Source organism: Arcobacter vandammei (assembly GCF_016106035.1).
GTDB lineage: Bacteria > Campylobacterota > Campylobacteria > Campylobacterales > Arcobacteraceae > Aliarcobacter > Aliarcobacter vandammei.
In genome coordinates this window covers 25842-41053 of the sequence record NZ_JADKPZ010000008.1, presented here as the reverse complement: position 1 = coordinate 41053, position 15212 = coordinate 25842, and the positions used below count along the sequence as shown (strand labels likewise).

At 29.3% G+C, this 15212-nt stretch carries 19 protein-coding genes; 17 read left to right on the top strand and 2 right to left on the bottom strand.

Going from position 1 to position 15212, the window contains the following annotated elements:
* Positions 1-4: 4 nt before the first annotated feature.
* The 15 genes from atpG (at position 5) to IQC44_RS05630 (ending at position 12301) form a co-directional block, all read left to right on the top strand.
* The gene (gene atpG, locus IQC44_RS05700; RefSeq protein WP_198305384.1) at positions 5-889 is read left to right on the top strand and encodes an ATP synthase F1 subunit gamma; all 885 of its coding nucleotides are present in this window, start codon (positions 5-7) and stop codon (positions 887-889) included.
* A 21-nt stretch (positions 890-910) separates the two neighbouring features.
* Entirely contained in the window at positions 911-2305 is a 1395-nt protein-coding gene (gene atpD, locus IQC44_RS05695; protein WP_198305383.1) for a F0F1 ATP synthase subunit beta, read from the top strand.
* A gap of 20 nt (positions 2306-2325) precedes the next feature.
* The gene (gene atpC / locus IQC44_RS05690) at positions 2326-2703 is read left to right on the top strand and encodes an ATP synthase F1 subunit epsilon (protein WP_198305382.1); all 378 of its coding nucleotides are present in this window, start codon (positions 2326-2328) and stop codon (positions 2701-2703) included.
* Positions 2704-2710: 7 nt separating this feature from the next.
* Positions 2711-3274: a MotA/TolQ/ExbB proton channel family protein gene (locus IQC44_RS05685; RefSeq protein ID WP_198305381.1), complete on the top strand. Its 564-nt coding sequence runs from the start codon at positions 2711-2713 to the stop codon at positions 3272-3274.
* Between the two features lie 4 nt (positions 3275-3278).
* Positions 3279-3668 (top strand): biopolymer transporter ExbD, encoded by a 390-nt coding sequence (locus IQC44_RS05680; RefSeq protein WP_198305380.1) that lies wholly within the window; start codon positions 3279-3281, stop codon positions 3666-3668.
* A 98-nt stretch (positions 3669-3766) separates the two neighbouring features.
* On the top strand, positions 3767-4399 hold the full coding sequence (locus IQC44_RS05675) for a TonB C-terminal domain-containing protein (RefSeq protein ID WP_198305379.1): 633 nt from the start codon (positions 3767-3769) through the stop codon (positions 4397-4399).
* A gap of 5 nt (positions 4400-4404) precedes the next feature.
* A complete protein-coding gene (gene tolB, locus IQC44_RS05670; RefSeq protein WP_198305378.1) occupies positions 4405-5679 on the top strand; it encodes a Tol-Pal system protein TolB in 1275 nt (424 codons plus the stop codon).
* A 167-nt stretch (positions 5680-5846) separates the two neighbouring features.
* On the top strand, positions 5847-6389 hold the full coding sequence (locus tag IQC44_RS05665) for an OmpA family protein (protein WP_198305377.1): 543 nt from the start codon (positions 5847-5849) through the stop codon (positions 6387-6389).
* Between the two features lie 4 nt (positions 6390-6393).
* The gene (locus tag IQC44_RS05660) at positions 6394-7374 is read left to right on the top strand and encodes a tetratricopeptide repeat protein (protein ID WP_198305376.1); all 981 of its coding nucleotides are present in this window, start codon (positions 6394-6396) and stop codon (positions 7372-7374) included.
* Between the two features lie 22 nt (positions 7375-7396).
* The gene (locus IQC44_RS05655) at positions 7397-8038 is read left to right on the top strand and encodes an FKBP-type peptidyl-prolyl cis-trans isomerase (RefSeq protein WP_198305375.1); all 642 of its coding nucleotides are present in this window, start codon (positions 7397-7399) and stop codon (positions 8036-8038) included.
* Positions 8039-8126: 88 nt separating this feature from the next.
* Positions 8127-9056: an ACP S-malonyltransferase gene (gene fabD / locus IQC44_RS05650; protein ID WP_198305374.1), complete on the top strand. Its 930-nt coding sequence runs from the start codon at positions 8127-8129 to the stop codon at positions 9054-9056.
* A complete protein-coding gene (locus IQC44_RS05645) occupies positions 9049-9753 on the top strand; it encodes a 5'-methylthioadenosine/adenosylhomocysteine nucleosidase (protein ID WP_198305373.1) in 705 nt (234 codons plus the stop codon). The genes fabD and IQC44_RS05645 overlap by 8 nt, the downstream gene beginning before the upstream one ends.
* A 61-nt stretch (positions 9754-9814) precedes the next feature.
* Complete coding sequence (gene aspA / locus IQC44_RS05640; protein ID WP_198305372.1) at positions 9815-11221, top strand: aspartate ammonia-lyase; 1407 nt, start codon at positions 9815-9817, stop codon at positions 11219-11221.
* Positions 11208-11708 carry an asparaginase domain-containing protein gene (locus IQC44_RS05635; protein WP_198305371.1) on the top strand — a complete coding sequence of 167 codons (501 nt, stop codon included), beginning with the start codon at positions 11208-11210 and terminating at the stop codon, positions 11706-11708. The genes aspA and IQC44_RS05635 overlap by 14 nt, the downstream gene beginning before the upstream one ends.
* 95 nt (positions 11709-11803) lie before the next feature.
* On the top strand, positions 11804-12301 hold the full coding sequence (locus IQC44_RS05630; protein WP_198305370.1) for a hypothetical protein: 498 nt from the start codon (positions 11804-11806) through the stop codon (positions 12299-12301).
* Between the two features lie 22 nt (positions 12302-12323).
* On the opposite strand, the gene IQC44_RS05625 is transcribed toward IQC44_RS05630, so the two are convergent.
* A complete protein-coding gene (locus IQC44_RS05625; protein WP_198305369.1) occupies positions 12324-12707 on the bottom strand; it encodes a hypothetical protein in 384 nt (127 codons plus the stop codon).
* A gap of 135 nt (positions 12708-12842) precedes the next feature.
* On the opposite strand from IQC44_RS05625, the gene IQC44_RS05620 reads away from it, so the two are divergent.
* Entirely contained in the window at positions 12843-13409 is a 567-nt protein-coding gene (locus IQC44_RS05620; protein ID WP_198305368.1) for a precorrin-2 dehydrogenase/sirohydrochlorin ferrochelatase family protein, read from the top strand.
* 1 nt (position 13410) lies between these two features.
* Positions 13411-13791: a hypothetical protein gene (locus IQC44_RS05615; RefSeq protein ID WP_198305367.1), complete on the top strand. Its 381-nt coding sequence runs from the start codon at positions 13411-13413 to the stop codon at positions 13789-13791.
* 56 nt (positions 13792-13847) lie between these two features.
* On the opposite strand, the gene IQC44_RS05610 is transcribed toward IQC44_RS05615, so the two are convergent.
* The gene (locus IQC44_RS05610; RefSeq protein ID WP_198305366.1) at positions 13848-14954 is read right to left on the bottom strand and encodes a hypothetical protein; all 1107 of its coding nucleotides are present in this window, start codon (positions 14952-14954) and stop codon (positions 13848-13850) included.
* Positions 14955-15212 lie beyond the last annotated feature (258 nt).

Below are 15212 nucleotides of genomic sequence, written 5' to 3'. Positions count from 1 at the left end.
GCAAATGGCTAACTTAAAAGAGATAAAATTAAAAATAGGTAGTGTTAAGAATACAGAGAAAACTACAAAAGCTATGAAGCTTGTATCTTCTGCAAAACTTACTCGTACAAGACAATTGTCTGAACAAGCAAGAAGTTATGCAATTAAGATAAATGAAGTTCTTTCTGATATTGCTGCTAGAGTTAGCAAAGTTCAAGACGAAGGAAATATTGGTAGAGCATTTGTACAAAATGACACTCCAAAAACAGTTGATATTGTTTTTGTTACTGCTGATAAAGGACTTTGCGGTGGTTTTAATATGTCAACAATTAAAACAGTTAGTAAACTTATTGCTGAATATGAAGCAAAAGGTACTAAAGTAAGATTAAGAGCTGCTGGAAGAAAAGGTGTTGATTTCTTTACTTTCCAAGGTAAAAATTTGGAACAAAAAGTAAGTGATTTAAGTTCAGCACCAGATTATGAAAGAGCTTCTAGTTTTATTCATAGTGCAGTTGAAGATTTCAAAAATGAGCTTACAGACAAAGTTATTGTTGTTTATAATGGTTTTTTAAATATGTTAACACAAGAGATTAGAGTAAGAGAACTTTTACCAGTTTCTTTGGAAAAAGTTGAGATTAGTGAATCTTCTTCTATGTTAAATATTGAGCCAGATGATGATGACGAAGTTTTAAGAGAATTAACTGATAAATATATTGATTTCAATATGTATTATGCACTAATAGACTCACTAGCTGCTGAACACAGTGCTAGAATGCAGGCTATGGAAGCTGCTACAAAAAATGCAAAAGAGAAAGTTAATAGTTTAACAGTTGAATACAACAAAGCTAGACAAGCTGCAATTACAACAGAGCTGATAGAGATTATCAGTGGTGTTGAAGCATTAAAATAATTTAATAAGGAGAAGACCTATATGAAAGGTAAAGTTATTCAGGTAATGGGTCCAGTAGTTGATGTTGAATTTGACGGATACTTACCAGAAATTAATGAAGCTATAGATGTTACTTTAGCTGATAAAACTAAAGATAGATTAGTATTAGAAGTTGCTGCTCACATCGGTGATGGAAGAGTTAGAACAATTGCTATGGATATGACAGATGGACTTGTAAGAGGACAAGAGTGTGTTGCTACAGGTGGACCAATTAAAGTTCCAGTTGGAGAAGCTGTTCTTGGAAGAATTTTCAATGTAATTGGTGATCCAGTTGATGAAGGTTCAGCAATTCCAGCTGATGTAGAAAGATGGTCAATTCATAGATCTGCTCCAACATTTGAAGAGCAATCAACAAAAACAGAGATGTTTGAAACAGGTATCAAAGTTGTAGATTTACTTGCTCCTTATTCAAAAGGTGGAAAAGTTGGTTTATTTGGTGGTGCAGGAGTTGGAAAAACAGTTATTATTATGGAATTAATCCATAATGTTGCATTTAAACACTCTGGATACTCTGTATTTGCAGGAGTTGGTGAGAGAACAAGAGAAGGAAATGACCTTTACCATGAGATGAAAGACTCAAATGTTCTTGATAAAGTTGCTCTGTGCTATGGACAAATGAGTGAACCACCAGGTGCAAGAAATAGAATTGCATTAACAGGTCTTACAATGGCTGAGTACTTCAGAGATGAAAAAGGTCTTGATGTACTTATGTTTATTGATAATATCTTTAGATTTGCACAATCAGGTTCTGAGATGTCTGCACTTCTTGGAAGAATTCCATCAGCGGTTGGATACCAACCAACACTTGCAAGTGAGATGGGAAAATTACAAGAGAGAATTACATCAACTTCTAAAGGTTCTATTACTTCTGTTCAAGCAGTTTATGTACCAGCGGATGACTTAACGGATCCAGCACCAGCTTCTGTTTTTGCTCACTTAGATGCAACTACAGTTCTAAACAGAAAAATTGCAGAAAAAGGTATCTACCCAGCAGTTGATCCACTAGATTCTACTTCAAGAATTTTAAGTGCTGATATTATTGGATTAGAACACTATAATACTGCAAGAGGTGTTCAATCTGTATTACAAAAATACAAAGATTTACAAGATATTATTGCAATTCTTGGTATGGATGAGTTATCAGAAGCTGATAAACTTGTTGTAGCAAGAGCTAGAAAAATCGAAAGATTCTTATCTCAACCATTCTTCGTTGCAGAAGTATTTACAGGAAGCCCAGGTAAATATGTTGAATTAAAAGATACTATCGCAGGATTCCAAGGAATTTTAGATGGTAAATATGACAACATTCCAGAAATGGCATTCTATATGGTTGGTGGAATTGACGAGGTTCTAGCTAAAGCTGAGAAAATGAAATAATAGACCAATTAAGGCTTAATATGGATACAATTAAATTATCAATAGTTACACCAAACGGAAAGATATTTAATGGTGATGTAAAATCTGTAACTCTTCCTGGAAAAGAGGGAGAGTTCGGAGTTCTTCCTGGACACTCATCATTAGTATCAACATTAACTGTTGGTGTTATTATTATTGAACTTGAAAATACTACTGAAGCTGTTGCTATAAACTGGGGACATGTTAAGGTAGATGAAAAATCAGTTGATGTTTTAGCAGATGGAGCTATTGCATTAACAAGCGGAAAAGATTCTGAAATTGCTAAAAACATTGAAGCTGCAAAAGAGTTAGTAAATTCTGTAAAAGATTCTAATATCTCTATGGCAGCAGTTGAAGCAAAAATCAACTCATTCGCATAAAAAGAATATGATAAATACATTACTAAATTATTTGGCAAATAGTAGCGCTATAACTTATATAGTTTTAGCGCTATTGTCAATTTATCTAATAGTTACATTTTGGATTTTCTTTTATAGAAATAGTGCAATAAATGCACTGATTAATAATGAAAAAAAATCTTTAGAATCTTTAACTTCAAGAGATACAATATTCTCACCACTATCTGCACTAAATAAGTGTTCAAATAATTCAACTTCAAAAGAGTTACTTCATGCTTGTGAAATTAATATAATTAAAGATGCAAGTGTTGGTATTTCATGGTTGGCAATTATATCTTCAACTTCACCATTTATTGGTTTATTTGGAACGGTTGTAGGAATTCTTGAATCATTTGCAAAATTTGCAAATCAATCAAAAGTTGCATTTTCTATTATAGCACCAGCAATTAGTGAAGCATTAGTTGCAACAGCAGCAGGTATTTTAGTGGCAATATTCGCTTATACATTCCATCAAATTTTATCAAGAAAAATTTATGAATTAAATATTTTCTTAAAAGCACAATCTGAAATTATAATAGCAGCTAAAGGGTAATCAAGTGTATGATATTAATCAAAAACCAGATTTAAATATTACTCCTTTAGTTGATATTATGCTAGTTCTTCTAGCAATTTTAATGGTTACAGCACCTGTAATTGAGTTTGAAGAAACTTTAAATCTTCCAACAGGAAGCAAATCTCAACAAGCACAAGATGTTGCGAAAATAGATATTATTATTACAAAAGATAGAGTTGTAACACTAAATAAAAATAAGGTTGAAATATCAAATTTTGCGGATAATTTTTTACTATTTTCAAAAGGCAAAGATCAAAGTACTCCAATTTATATAAGAGCTGATAAAGATTTAAAATATGATGATATTGTTTTTGTTTTAAAATCAGTTAAAGAAGCTGGTTTCTTTAAAGTTGCATTAGTTACAGATGGGTAAAGATGAGAAATAATTCTTCATTTCTGATTTCTGGAATTATTGCATTTTCTATATATTTTTCTTTCTGTTTTTTGGTGTTATTGTACATATATTCACCAATGAAAGATACTATAAATATTACACCAACATCAACAGCTATAGAACTTGATATGATAGAAGAGATAGCTGATAAAAAAATGGTTGAAAAAAAAGTTGAAAAAATTATAGAAGAGAAACAACCAGAAAAGGCTACATCAAACTCAAATGAAAAAAGACCTGATTTAAAGTCTTTATTTGCAAATGTAAAAGAGACTTCAAATAAGGTTGTTAAAGAAGAGGTTAATAATGTTGAAAAATCTATTGACCCAAAAAGATTTAAATCTAAGTTTGAAAAAGAGAAAAAGTCAAATAATGTTAAAATAGATAAGTTATTAGAAGATGAAAAAACAGCAACTAATACAAAGACTAAAAGTTCATCAAAAGGTGATAAAAATGATGATTATGGTAGCAAAATATATGAAATGCTATATTCAAGAGCACCTATTAGTGAAGATAAAAGTTTAGTTATAACTGTTTTAGTTACAATTTCAGCAAACGGTAACTTTGATTATAAATTTGTTAAGAGATCAAGTAGTGAAGCTTATAATACATCTATAAGATTATATCTTGATGATCAAAAAGATATTGCTTATCCAAAACCACCAAGTGGTCAAGCAGTAAAGTATACAGTTGATTTTAAATTTGAAGGATAGAAATTATGTTAAAAATAGTTTTGTTTATTTCATTGATATTTAGCACAGTTTTTGCAAATGTTGATGGACATATTGATATTGTAAAGAGAACTAACTCAATACCAAAAGTAGCAGTATCAATGGCGAGTGATTCAAGTAGTGATTTCACTTTAAGTAGATTGAAAAAAAGTTTAGAAGATGATTTAAATGTAAGTGGGCATTTTGATTTATTAAATGTTGGTGTTCCACAATCAACATATGATAGTACACCTGATATGTTAGCTCTTTCAAATCAAGGAGTTGCTTTATTTATTAATTTAGCTTCTCAAAGAGAGTCAAATGGTGGATATACTTTAAAAGTAAAACTATTTGATGTAAATCAAAGAGCTTTATTATTGGAGAAAAATTTTACAACTTCTCAATTAGATAGATCAGTATTTCTAGCTCATAAAGCAGCAATATCAATAAATGATTTCTTTAAAGCACCAAGTATTGCTTGGATGGAGAAATTTGTAGTATTTGCTGTTTATAAAGGTGCTGGTAAAGCTGATATTATGATTGGAGATTATACATTAACATATAAACAAACAGTTGTTAGTGGTGGATTAAATATTTTCCCAAAATGGGCTGATAAAGAGCAAAAAAGTATCTATTATACCTCTTATAACTATAAAAAACCAACTTTAGTTAAGTTAAATATTTATAATAGAAGTAAAGATATTATTATGGATTCTGATGGAATGCTTGCTTGTTCAGATGTAAATGCTGATGGAAGTAAGATTTTAGTAACTGCTTCACCAACAGGGCAACCAGATGTTTTTCTATATAATACAAAATCAAGAAGTAAAACTCAAATTACTAAATATGGTGGAATTGATGTTGGTGGTCAATTTATAGAAGATGATTCTAAAATTGTTTTTGTTTCAGATAGATTAGGTAATCCAAATATTTTTTCTCAAAAAATAGGTTCAACAGCAGTTGAAAGAATGGTTTATCATAGTAATAATAACTCATCAGTTACTTCAAATAGAAATAATATAGTTTTCTCTAGTAAAGATTCTGATAATGAACTAGGTGGGAAAAGCTTCAACTTATATTTGATAAATAGTAAAACAGATAATATGACTAGACTCACAAGTAGTGGAGTTAATCAATTTCCTAAATTTTCTCCAGATGGTGAAACTCTTTTATTTATAAAAACTTATGGTGGAGTTAGCTCTTTAGGAATAATAAGATTAGAATTTAATAAATCATTCTTATTCCCATTAAAAGGTGAAAGAATCCAATCTATAGATTGGTAAAATAACCATAAAAAGGCTAAATATTTAGCCTTTTTTCTATTTTTTTAATAAACTCTAAAATATCAAGCAAATTTCATAAAAAAACATCTTTAAAATAAAAAAAACTAAACAATAATTAAGCTTTAATTTAATAATATTTCACAAATATTAAATTTCAAGGATAAAATATGAAAAAATTAGGTCTTTACTCTGTTTTAGTTTCAGCTTTACTATTTACTACAGGTTGTAGTGAAAAAAATGCTGAGTTAGAAACTGATAACTCTGCTGTATCAACAGATAACTCTGCTTATGACAACAGATCAGCTATTGAAGATGGAAGCTTCTCTGCTTTAGAAAAAGCTGCAAATGGTAACTATTATATGATTAATGGTCAAAAAGTTTTAATTGAGCACATCTACTTTGGATTTGACAAATATAACTTAACTGCTGATAACAAAGAAAAAGCAACAAACAATGCTTCTAAATTATCTCCATTAAAAGCTGATACTACTGTAAAAGTATTCGGTAATACAGATGAGTGGGGAAGTGATGAGTATAACTATGCTTTAGGTTTAAAAAGAGCAAACTCTGTTAAAGATGTTTTAGTATCAAATGGTGTATCTGCTAATATCTCTTTAATTTCTTTAGGTGAGAGCAATCCAGTTTGTACTGAAAAAACTAAAGATTGTTGGGCAAAAAACAGAAGAGTTGAACACGAATTAAGTAAATAATTCTATGACTAAATACTTTCTATCTTTATTAGTAGTATCTTCTATTTCCGTAGCTGAAGAAGTTTCAGTTTACGGAAATTCTAGTAGTTCATCATATGGGCTTAGTTCAACTGAGAAACATATTATGAAAAATCAATCAAATATTAGTGATTTATCTTCAAAAGTTGGTGATCTTAAAAGTTTAGTTGATTCAATTAATAATAGATTAGAAGGTTTAGAGTCTACATCTGAGGGTGATTCTAAAAGATTAAATGCAACAAGTAAGAAGGTTGATGATTTAATTAGTAGAGTAAATTCATCATCTTTAGATGTTGATTCATCAAGTTCTTCATCAAACCAAACAGCAGATTCAGATTTAACTGCAACTGTTAATAACTTAAAAGCATCAGTTACTAAACTTACAGCACTTGTAAATAAAATTAATTCAGAATATGTCTCATCAAATGAACTAGAGAAAAATATGAAGCAGTTTATTACAAGAGAGGAGTTTGAAGCTCTAAAAAAGTCATTAGGCGTTAAGACGCAAACTGTAACACCTACAAAATCAAGTGATAAAAAAGATACTGCTGTTCAAACTGATACAACTGTAGTCACTGCAGTTGCTGAGCCTAAAACTGCTGAAGAAAAATCTAAGTTTATGGCTGAAGCTAAAAAGGATTATGATGCAAAAAATTATAATTCTGCACTACCTAAGTATCAAAAACTTGTAGATATAAATTATAAACCAGCTGAAAGTAATTTTTATTTAGCTGAAATGTGGTATGTAAGAAAAAAATATGATGTTGCAATAAATCATTTTAAAAAATCTGCTATGTTAAATGACAAAGCAGCTTATATGCCAACACTATTATTGCACAGTGCTATTTCATTTGAGAATACAAAAGACAATGAGAATGCTAAAAATTTTTATAGTACTTTAATTGATCTTTATCCAAATAGTTCACAAGCGAAAGATGCAAAAACTAGATTATCGAAAATAAAATAAATTTTATAATAAGGAATTTTAAATGTCAAACAAAGTAATTGGAATTGAATATACATTAAAAGATGCAAAAACTGGTGAGCAGTTAGATACAAATGTAGGACAAGCTCCTTTAGAGTTTGTTTCTGGAAAAGGGCAAATTATTCAAGGTTTAGAAGATAAACTTGTAAAAATGTCTGCAAATGAAGAAGCAGATGTTTTAGTTGAACCAAAAGATGGTTATGGTGAGTATAATGACGAAGCTGTTCAAACTTTACCAAAAGAGCAATTTGCTGGAATTGAATTAGTTGAAGGTATGAGTTTATTTGGTTCAGGTGAGCAAGGAGAAACTATTCAAGTAGTTGTAAAATCTTTTACAGATGATGAAGTAACTATTGATTACAATCACCCAATGGCTGGAAGAACTTTAATGTTTACAGTTGCAATTTTAAGTTTAAGAGATGCAACAGATGAAGAAGTTCAAACTGGTGTTGTTGGTGGATTTGCTGCTATGGGTGGTGGATGTTGTGGAGGTGGCGGACATAGTCACTCTCATGGTGGTGGATGTGGAACTGGTGGAGGTTGCGGATGTGCAAGCGGACACGAGGAAGATGACCATGACCATGGACATAGCCACGGTGGTGGATGTGGAACTGGTGGTGGACACGGTGGATGTGGTTGCCACTAATTAGTTTTACTAAATTTTAAGAACTATAAATATTGCCCGAGTGTAGTGATACATTTGGGCAATTTAATTTTAATAAGAGAGGATAAATATGAAAAAAGTAGCTTTTATATTCCCTGGTCAAGGTAGTCAAACAATAGGAATGGGAAAAGATTTTTTTGAAAATAGTGATATTGCAAAAGAGATGATAAAAAAAGCAAGTGAAAGATTAAATATAGATTTCCAAAAGCTTTTATTTGAAGAAAATGAAAATTTAGGAAAAACAGAGTTTACTCAACCAGCTATTTTACTTGTAAGTTGTATTGCCCTTGCAGTTTTTAAAGAGAAGTTTGAAGTTGAACCAGAATTTGTAATGGGACACTCTTTAGGTGAATTTTCAGCTCTTGTATCAGCTGGGGCTATTGATTATTTAGATGCAATAGAACTTGTAAATAAAAGAGGTACTTTTATGGCAGAAGCTTGTGAAGGTGCAAATGCTGGAATGATGGCTCTTGTTGGGATTGATGATACAACTGTTGAAAATATTTGTAAAGAGCAAAGAGAAAAAGGTCTTAAAGTTTGGCCAGCAAATTATAATATGGATGGACAACTAGTACTTGCTGGATTAAAAGCTGATTTAGAAAGCCTTGTTGATGTATTTAAAGGTGCTGGTGCAAAAAGAGCTTTGGTTTTAGATATGAGTGTTGCTTCTCACTGTGAACTTATACAAAGTGCTGTTGAAAACTTAAAACCTTACTTAATAGAATTCTTACAAGATGAGTTCTTACCAGTTGTTGCAAATGTTAGTGCTAGTTCTTACACTTCAAAAGATGAAGCTATTGATTTATTAGCTTCTCAACTAATAAGCCCTGTTAAATATAAACAATCAGTTAAAGCTTATGAAGATAAAGTTGATTATTTTATTGAGTTTGGACAAGGTGCTGTTTTAAAAGGTTTAAATAAAAAAATCACTTCAAAACCTACATTAAATGTTAGTGATATGAAGACATTAAATGAAACAATTGAGGCTTTAAATGCATAAATTAGCAATAATGGGAGCTATGCAAGAGGAGATAAATCCTCTTTTAGCATATTTTAAAGATTATAATATTGTTGAGTATGCAGATAATAAATATTATGAAGTAAGTTATAAAGGTCTTGATATTGTAATAGCTCATTCAAAAATTGGAAAAGTTTTTGCAACTTTAACTGCTTCTACACTTATTCAAAAATTCTCTTGTGATACACTTCTTTTTTCAGGTGTTGCAGGTGCAGTAAATCCAAAACTAAATATAGGTGATTTAGTAATTGCAAATCAACTTTGCCAACACGACCTTGATATTACAGCATTTGGGCATCCTCATGGTTTTGTTCCAGGTGGAAGTGTATTTGTAAATAGTAGTGCAGAATTAAACACTATTGCAAAAACTGTTGCAAATGAGAATAATTTAGAAGTTATTGAAGGGATTATTGCAACTGGAGATCAATTTGTTCACTCAAATGAGAGAAAAGAGTTTATAGAAAAAACTTTCAAAGCTGATGCTCTTGAAATGGAAGGTGCAAGTGTTGCAGTTGTTTGTGATGCACTTAATATTCCATTTTTTATCTTAAGAGCAATAAGTGATAGTGCAAATATGGATGCTGGATTTGATTTTGATGAATTTTTAGAAAATAGTGCAAAAATATCTGCAAATTATTTAATAAAAATTGTTGATAAGCTAATAGAGGAACAAAACTAGTTTAAAGCTATTTTGTGTAGTATTATTCTATACTTCTTTTAAATTATTTAAAAGGATTAATATGGATAATTTACACAGAATTGAAAGAGATTTTTTAGGTGAAAAAGAGATTGAAAACGATAAATATTATGGTATTCAAACTTTAAGAGCAAAAGAGAATTTTAATATTACTACAATTGGAATTTCGATATTTCCAAACTTCATAATATCTTTAGCAAAAGTTAAAAAAGCTTGTGCATTAACAAATTTTGAGCTTGGTGATTTAAGTGAACAACAAAAAAATGCTATTGTTCAAGCTTGTGATAGAATTATAGATGGTGAATTTCACGATCAATTTATAGTAGATCCAATCCAAGGTGGAGCTGGAACTTCTACAAATATGAATGCAAATGAAGTTATAGCAAATATAGCTTTGGAGATTTTGGGAGAGAAAAAAGGTACATATAATATAATTCATCCAAATAATGATGTTAATATGAGCCAATCTACAAATGATGCCTATCCAACGGCAATTAAAATAACACTTTATGAATTGATATTTAAACTTCAAGATAGCCTTAAAATTTTAAGAGATGCTTTTAAAAATAAAGCCTTTGAGTTCAAAGATATTTTAAAAATGGGACGAACACAACTTCAAGATGCTGTTCCTATGACTTTAGGGCAAGAGTTTAAAACATTTGCAACAATGATAGATGATGATATTTTTAGACTTACAACAGCTCAAAATTTATTAAAAGAGGTAAATTTAGGAGCAACTGCTATTGGGACAGGAATTAATACAAAACCTGAATACCAAGAAAGAGTAATTTATCATTTAAAATGTGTTACTGGAACTGATTATTATAAAGCAAATGATATGATTGAAGCTACTCAAGATACAGGTTCTTTTGTTCAGATTTCTGCTATGTTAAAATCTATTGCAATAAAAGTATCAAAAATTTGTAATGATTTAAGGCTTCTTAGTTCTGGTCCTAGAGCTGGATTAAATGAGATAAATCTTCCGCCAATGCAACCAGGTAGTTCAATAATGCCAGGAAAAGTAAACCCAGTTATGCCAGAAGTTGTAAACCAAGTTGCTTTTGATGTTATAGGAGCTGATGCAACTATTTCAATAGCAAGTGAACATGGGCAATTACAATTAAATGTATTTGAACCAATAATTGCTTATAAGCTATTTATATCTATAAATATGATGAGAAGAGCATTTGAAAGTTTGGCTGATAAGTGTATAAAAGGAATTACAGCAAATGAAGAGATTTGTATGAATAATGTTTTAAATTCGGCTACACTTGTAACTTCTTTAAATCCAATTTTAGGATATGAAAAGAGTTCAGCAGTCGCAAAAGAGGCATTACGAATTGGAAAAAGAGTTTATGATATTTTATTAGAGCAAGAACTATTTACAAAAGAAGAACTAGATGAGTTACTTCAGCCAAAAAATATGGTTCATAACTATGACAAAATCTAAAATTACTGTAATAAATACGGGTGGAACTTTTAATAAGATTTATAATCCAATCAATGGAGAACTAGAAGTTTCAAAAGATAATAAAGCTTTAGATGAAATTCTAAGCTTTTGTTATAATATTGATTTTGAAATTATAAATATTATTTCTAAAGATAGTTTAGATATGAATAATCAAGATAGAGAACTTATAGTTAAAACTATAAATACATCTAAGAATAGTCAATTTATTGTAATTCATGGAACTGATACTATGGATTTAAGTGCAGCATTTGTTGATAAAAATGTAAAAGATAAAAAAGTTATTTTTACAGGAGCAATGCTTCCTATATCTATAAATAAAATAGAAGCAACTTTGAATTTTGCAAGTGCTATTGGGTTTTTGAACTATAATATAGAAAATGGTATCTATATATCAATGCATGGAAGTGTAAAAAAATACTTAAATATTCTAAAAAATAGGGAAATAGGGCAGTTTTTAAATTGCTAATTTATAAATAGTTTTATTATTAAATAATTTGCTCTTTTTTATGTTTTGTTTTGATACTATTCGCAAAAAATTTGGCAATTTTCAAAAGGGAATATATGGAAGAAGTTGAAAAAAAGAGTTTTATAGAAAAGGTTTTTATAAGTGTAAATAATATTGATAAAGTCCTTGAAAGTAAGGTAGATACTATACTTTTAAGAGTTATCAATATGCTTAAATATGTTTTCATAGTTATAATGATAACTTATTTAGCTGTTTGTCTTTTTAGTTTGGGACATAAACTTATTTCATTTACTATTGTTCAAGGTGCATTAGATTTTGCCTCTGTGAAGATAATTTTAACTGATGGATTATTTACTTTGATTGTAATTGCAATTGTAAAGACTCTTTTTATTAAAAATGGCTTTGATTACTCTTTAACATTTTTAGAAATTGCCTTTGTTGTGATTATTAGAAAGTTGATTTTACTTGAAACAATACCTAGCGAGACTACTCTTTTAATAGCTTTAGGAATTACATCTTCTACATTTTTTATTTTGATAATTTTTATACATAATCTAAAAAGAAAATGGCTAAAAGAAAATCTACAAAAATAGGCAATTTTTAATTTGCCTATTTCTAATTTTTCATATTCTCAAGCATTTTTACACATCTTGCACTATGAAAACTTTTAAAATATTCTTGATTTGAAAAAACATTGTCTTTTAAATCCCAACCCAATGTATCATTTATCATAATAGAACGAGAAAACTCTTTTTTCGTTCTATTCTCACAAAGTATAGTTTCACCCTTTAAAAATAGTGTTTCAACTTCTAGCATTCTTGAAGTTGTAACTTTATAGTGAATCAAAATAGCGATAGAAAAAAATATGAAGACAAGTGGAAATACTTTTTTAAAGCTATTTTTTGGAGAAAATTCTCTTGTTGTTACAATTGCTGTAACTACTAAAAAAAATATAGCTATCAAAATATATGCAATTTCAAGTTCTAAAAATAGTCTCATTTGCCCCTCTTGAGTATTTTGTTTTTCGGATTATAACTGAATATTCAATGTTAAAGATTGATATTAGTTAAGATTAGATTTTTTAATATACATTAGAATAAAATCCAAATAAAATATTATGAATAAGGATTTTTTATGGTATATTTTCCAGCTTTTTTAAAATTTGATGATAAAAAAATTTTAATAGTTGGTGGTGGAAATATAGCTCTTGAAAAGCTAGAACATCTTTTAAATTTCTCTTCAAATATTACTTTGATTTCTAAAAAATTTAATGTACAAATAAAAGATTTAATAGAAAAGAACTCTTTAAAATGTTTTCATAAATTCTATGAAAAAGGTGATTGTAAGAGTTTTGACATAGTTATTGCAGCTATTGATGATCTTTCTTTACAAGAGCAAATATATGTTGAAACAAGAGATTATAATATACTTTGTAATTGTGTTGATTTACAAAAATATTGTGATTTTATCTTTCCTGCATATATAAAAAAAGGTGATTTAACAGTAGCAATTTCTACAAGTGGAAGTTCTCCCGCATTTGCAAAAAATTTTAAAGAGTACTTAAAGAATATAATTCCTAGTGGAATAGAAGATTTTTTAAAAGAGCTAAAAGAGTTGCGAAGTACTCTTCCAAAAGGGAAAGAAAGAATGCAGTTTTTAGATAAAAAGGTTAAAGATTATATAAAAAGTTGGGAGAAATAGTATGGGAAAATATACCAAAAATATTGTACTTATAGGACTTGTTGCCATATTTTTCGTTGTTGGGTTTATTGGTTTTAAAGACTCTTTACCAGAAGAGAAAAATGCTAGAGTTTACTCTATTTTACAAGAATATTTACCTTATACAATTGAAAAAAGAACAGGTGGATTAGCAATAGTTTATAAAGATGGAAGAGAGAAAGAAAAACCAAAAAATTCTGAAATTTTTCATATAACTGATAAATTAGATAAAGATTGGGGTAAAGAGTATTTAAGACTTGAAAGTAATATTCTTATTGTTTTGGATAAAGATAAAAAAGAGCTAAGAAAAATTGAATTAAATAGCAATGAAATTTTATGGGTAAAGAGTTTTTTTGGGATTTAAAAATTTGGATGAGTTATAAACCTTCCATATTTTTTATTATCTATATTTATACCTATTTAAACCAAAATATCTATCGAATTCACAACTCCAAGCCCAGTTCCATCCTCTTTTATAAAAATCCCGTTGCTTTGTGAACTTGCCAAAGTGCTATTTATTCCATCAATATATTTAAATCCACTTTGAACATCACCTAAATATATAGCTCCAACATTTGCATCAAGAAGTGAGATTAAAGAACTATTTCCCTTCTCATCAAAACTCCAAATTTTAAGCTTTGAAAAAACTTCATCAGCTTCATCTATAAAACCGTTTTTATCGCCATCATAAAGGGCAAGTTCTTTAAATCCATTTCCACTATTTGGTCCAAAAAGTTCATTTCCATTATCTATTTTTCCATTTTCATTTTTATCCAAAACTAAATATCCAGCACCTGCTTTTAGATATGGTATCATCTCAGTTGCTCCGTCGTTATCCAAATCAAAAGCAAATTTTAGACTGCTTAGATTATCAAATGGATTTACATCCTCACCAAAATTTACAACCAATGGATCTGTAAAAATATCTTCTCCAACTACAACTCTAAGGCTACTTTTTTCATAAAACTCTTTTGAAAATGATATATCCAAACTCATATCATAGCTTTTGTTTGGAGTATTAAATTTTATTTTTGCACCAAAATCAATACTCTCTTTTTGATAATACTCATTTTTTGTCTCAAAAATAATCCCTTTTAGCTCTTGCTGTGTTTGATTTTGGTTTGAGTTTGCATTTATATATGGGTTTAAGACAAATCTTTGTGCTGAACTTTCAGCCTTAACCTCTTTAAAATTAAACTCAAAACTGCTACTTTGGTTTGTTGTAGATTTTGGGTACAAAGATACACTTTTATTTGTAAGCCTTTCTAAAAGCCTTTCAATAATCAGCTTTTTTATCCTATCTTCTGGACTTAACATATCTTCTGAATTTACAACTGCTCTTGATGATTGTGTACTTTGGCTATGTGAATATTGAAAATTTAAACTAAAAGCTTCCGATTTTGTCTCTGCTCTTGCAAAAGGGTCCTCTTTTGCTCCATAGTGTTTTTGCACACTTTCAGTGTATGAGTGTTTTGATATTGATTGAGATTGTGAATAAAGTTCTACTTGTGAATTTTGTATAATCATCTTATATCCTTTTTATCTAATATTAAGAATTGTAAGAGAAAAAAGGAATAATGTCAAGCTTTACTATTTTATCAAAGGAGTGTGGGAAAATAATTCGGGAATTTATAAAAATATTACCGTTAGGCAATTTCATAGCATAAAAAGATTTTTACTTTTTTTCAAGCTTCTCTTACTTTTCTTTTCCGAAAGAAAAGTAACAAAAGAACTCGTTTGCTCGTTCCAAAATAGCTAAAAAATTCATAACAAGCCTAAAAACTC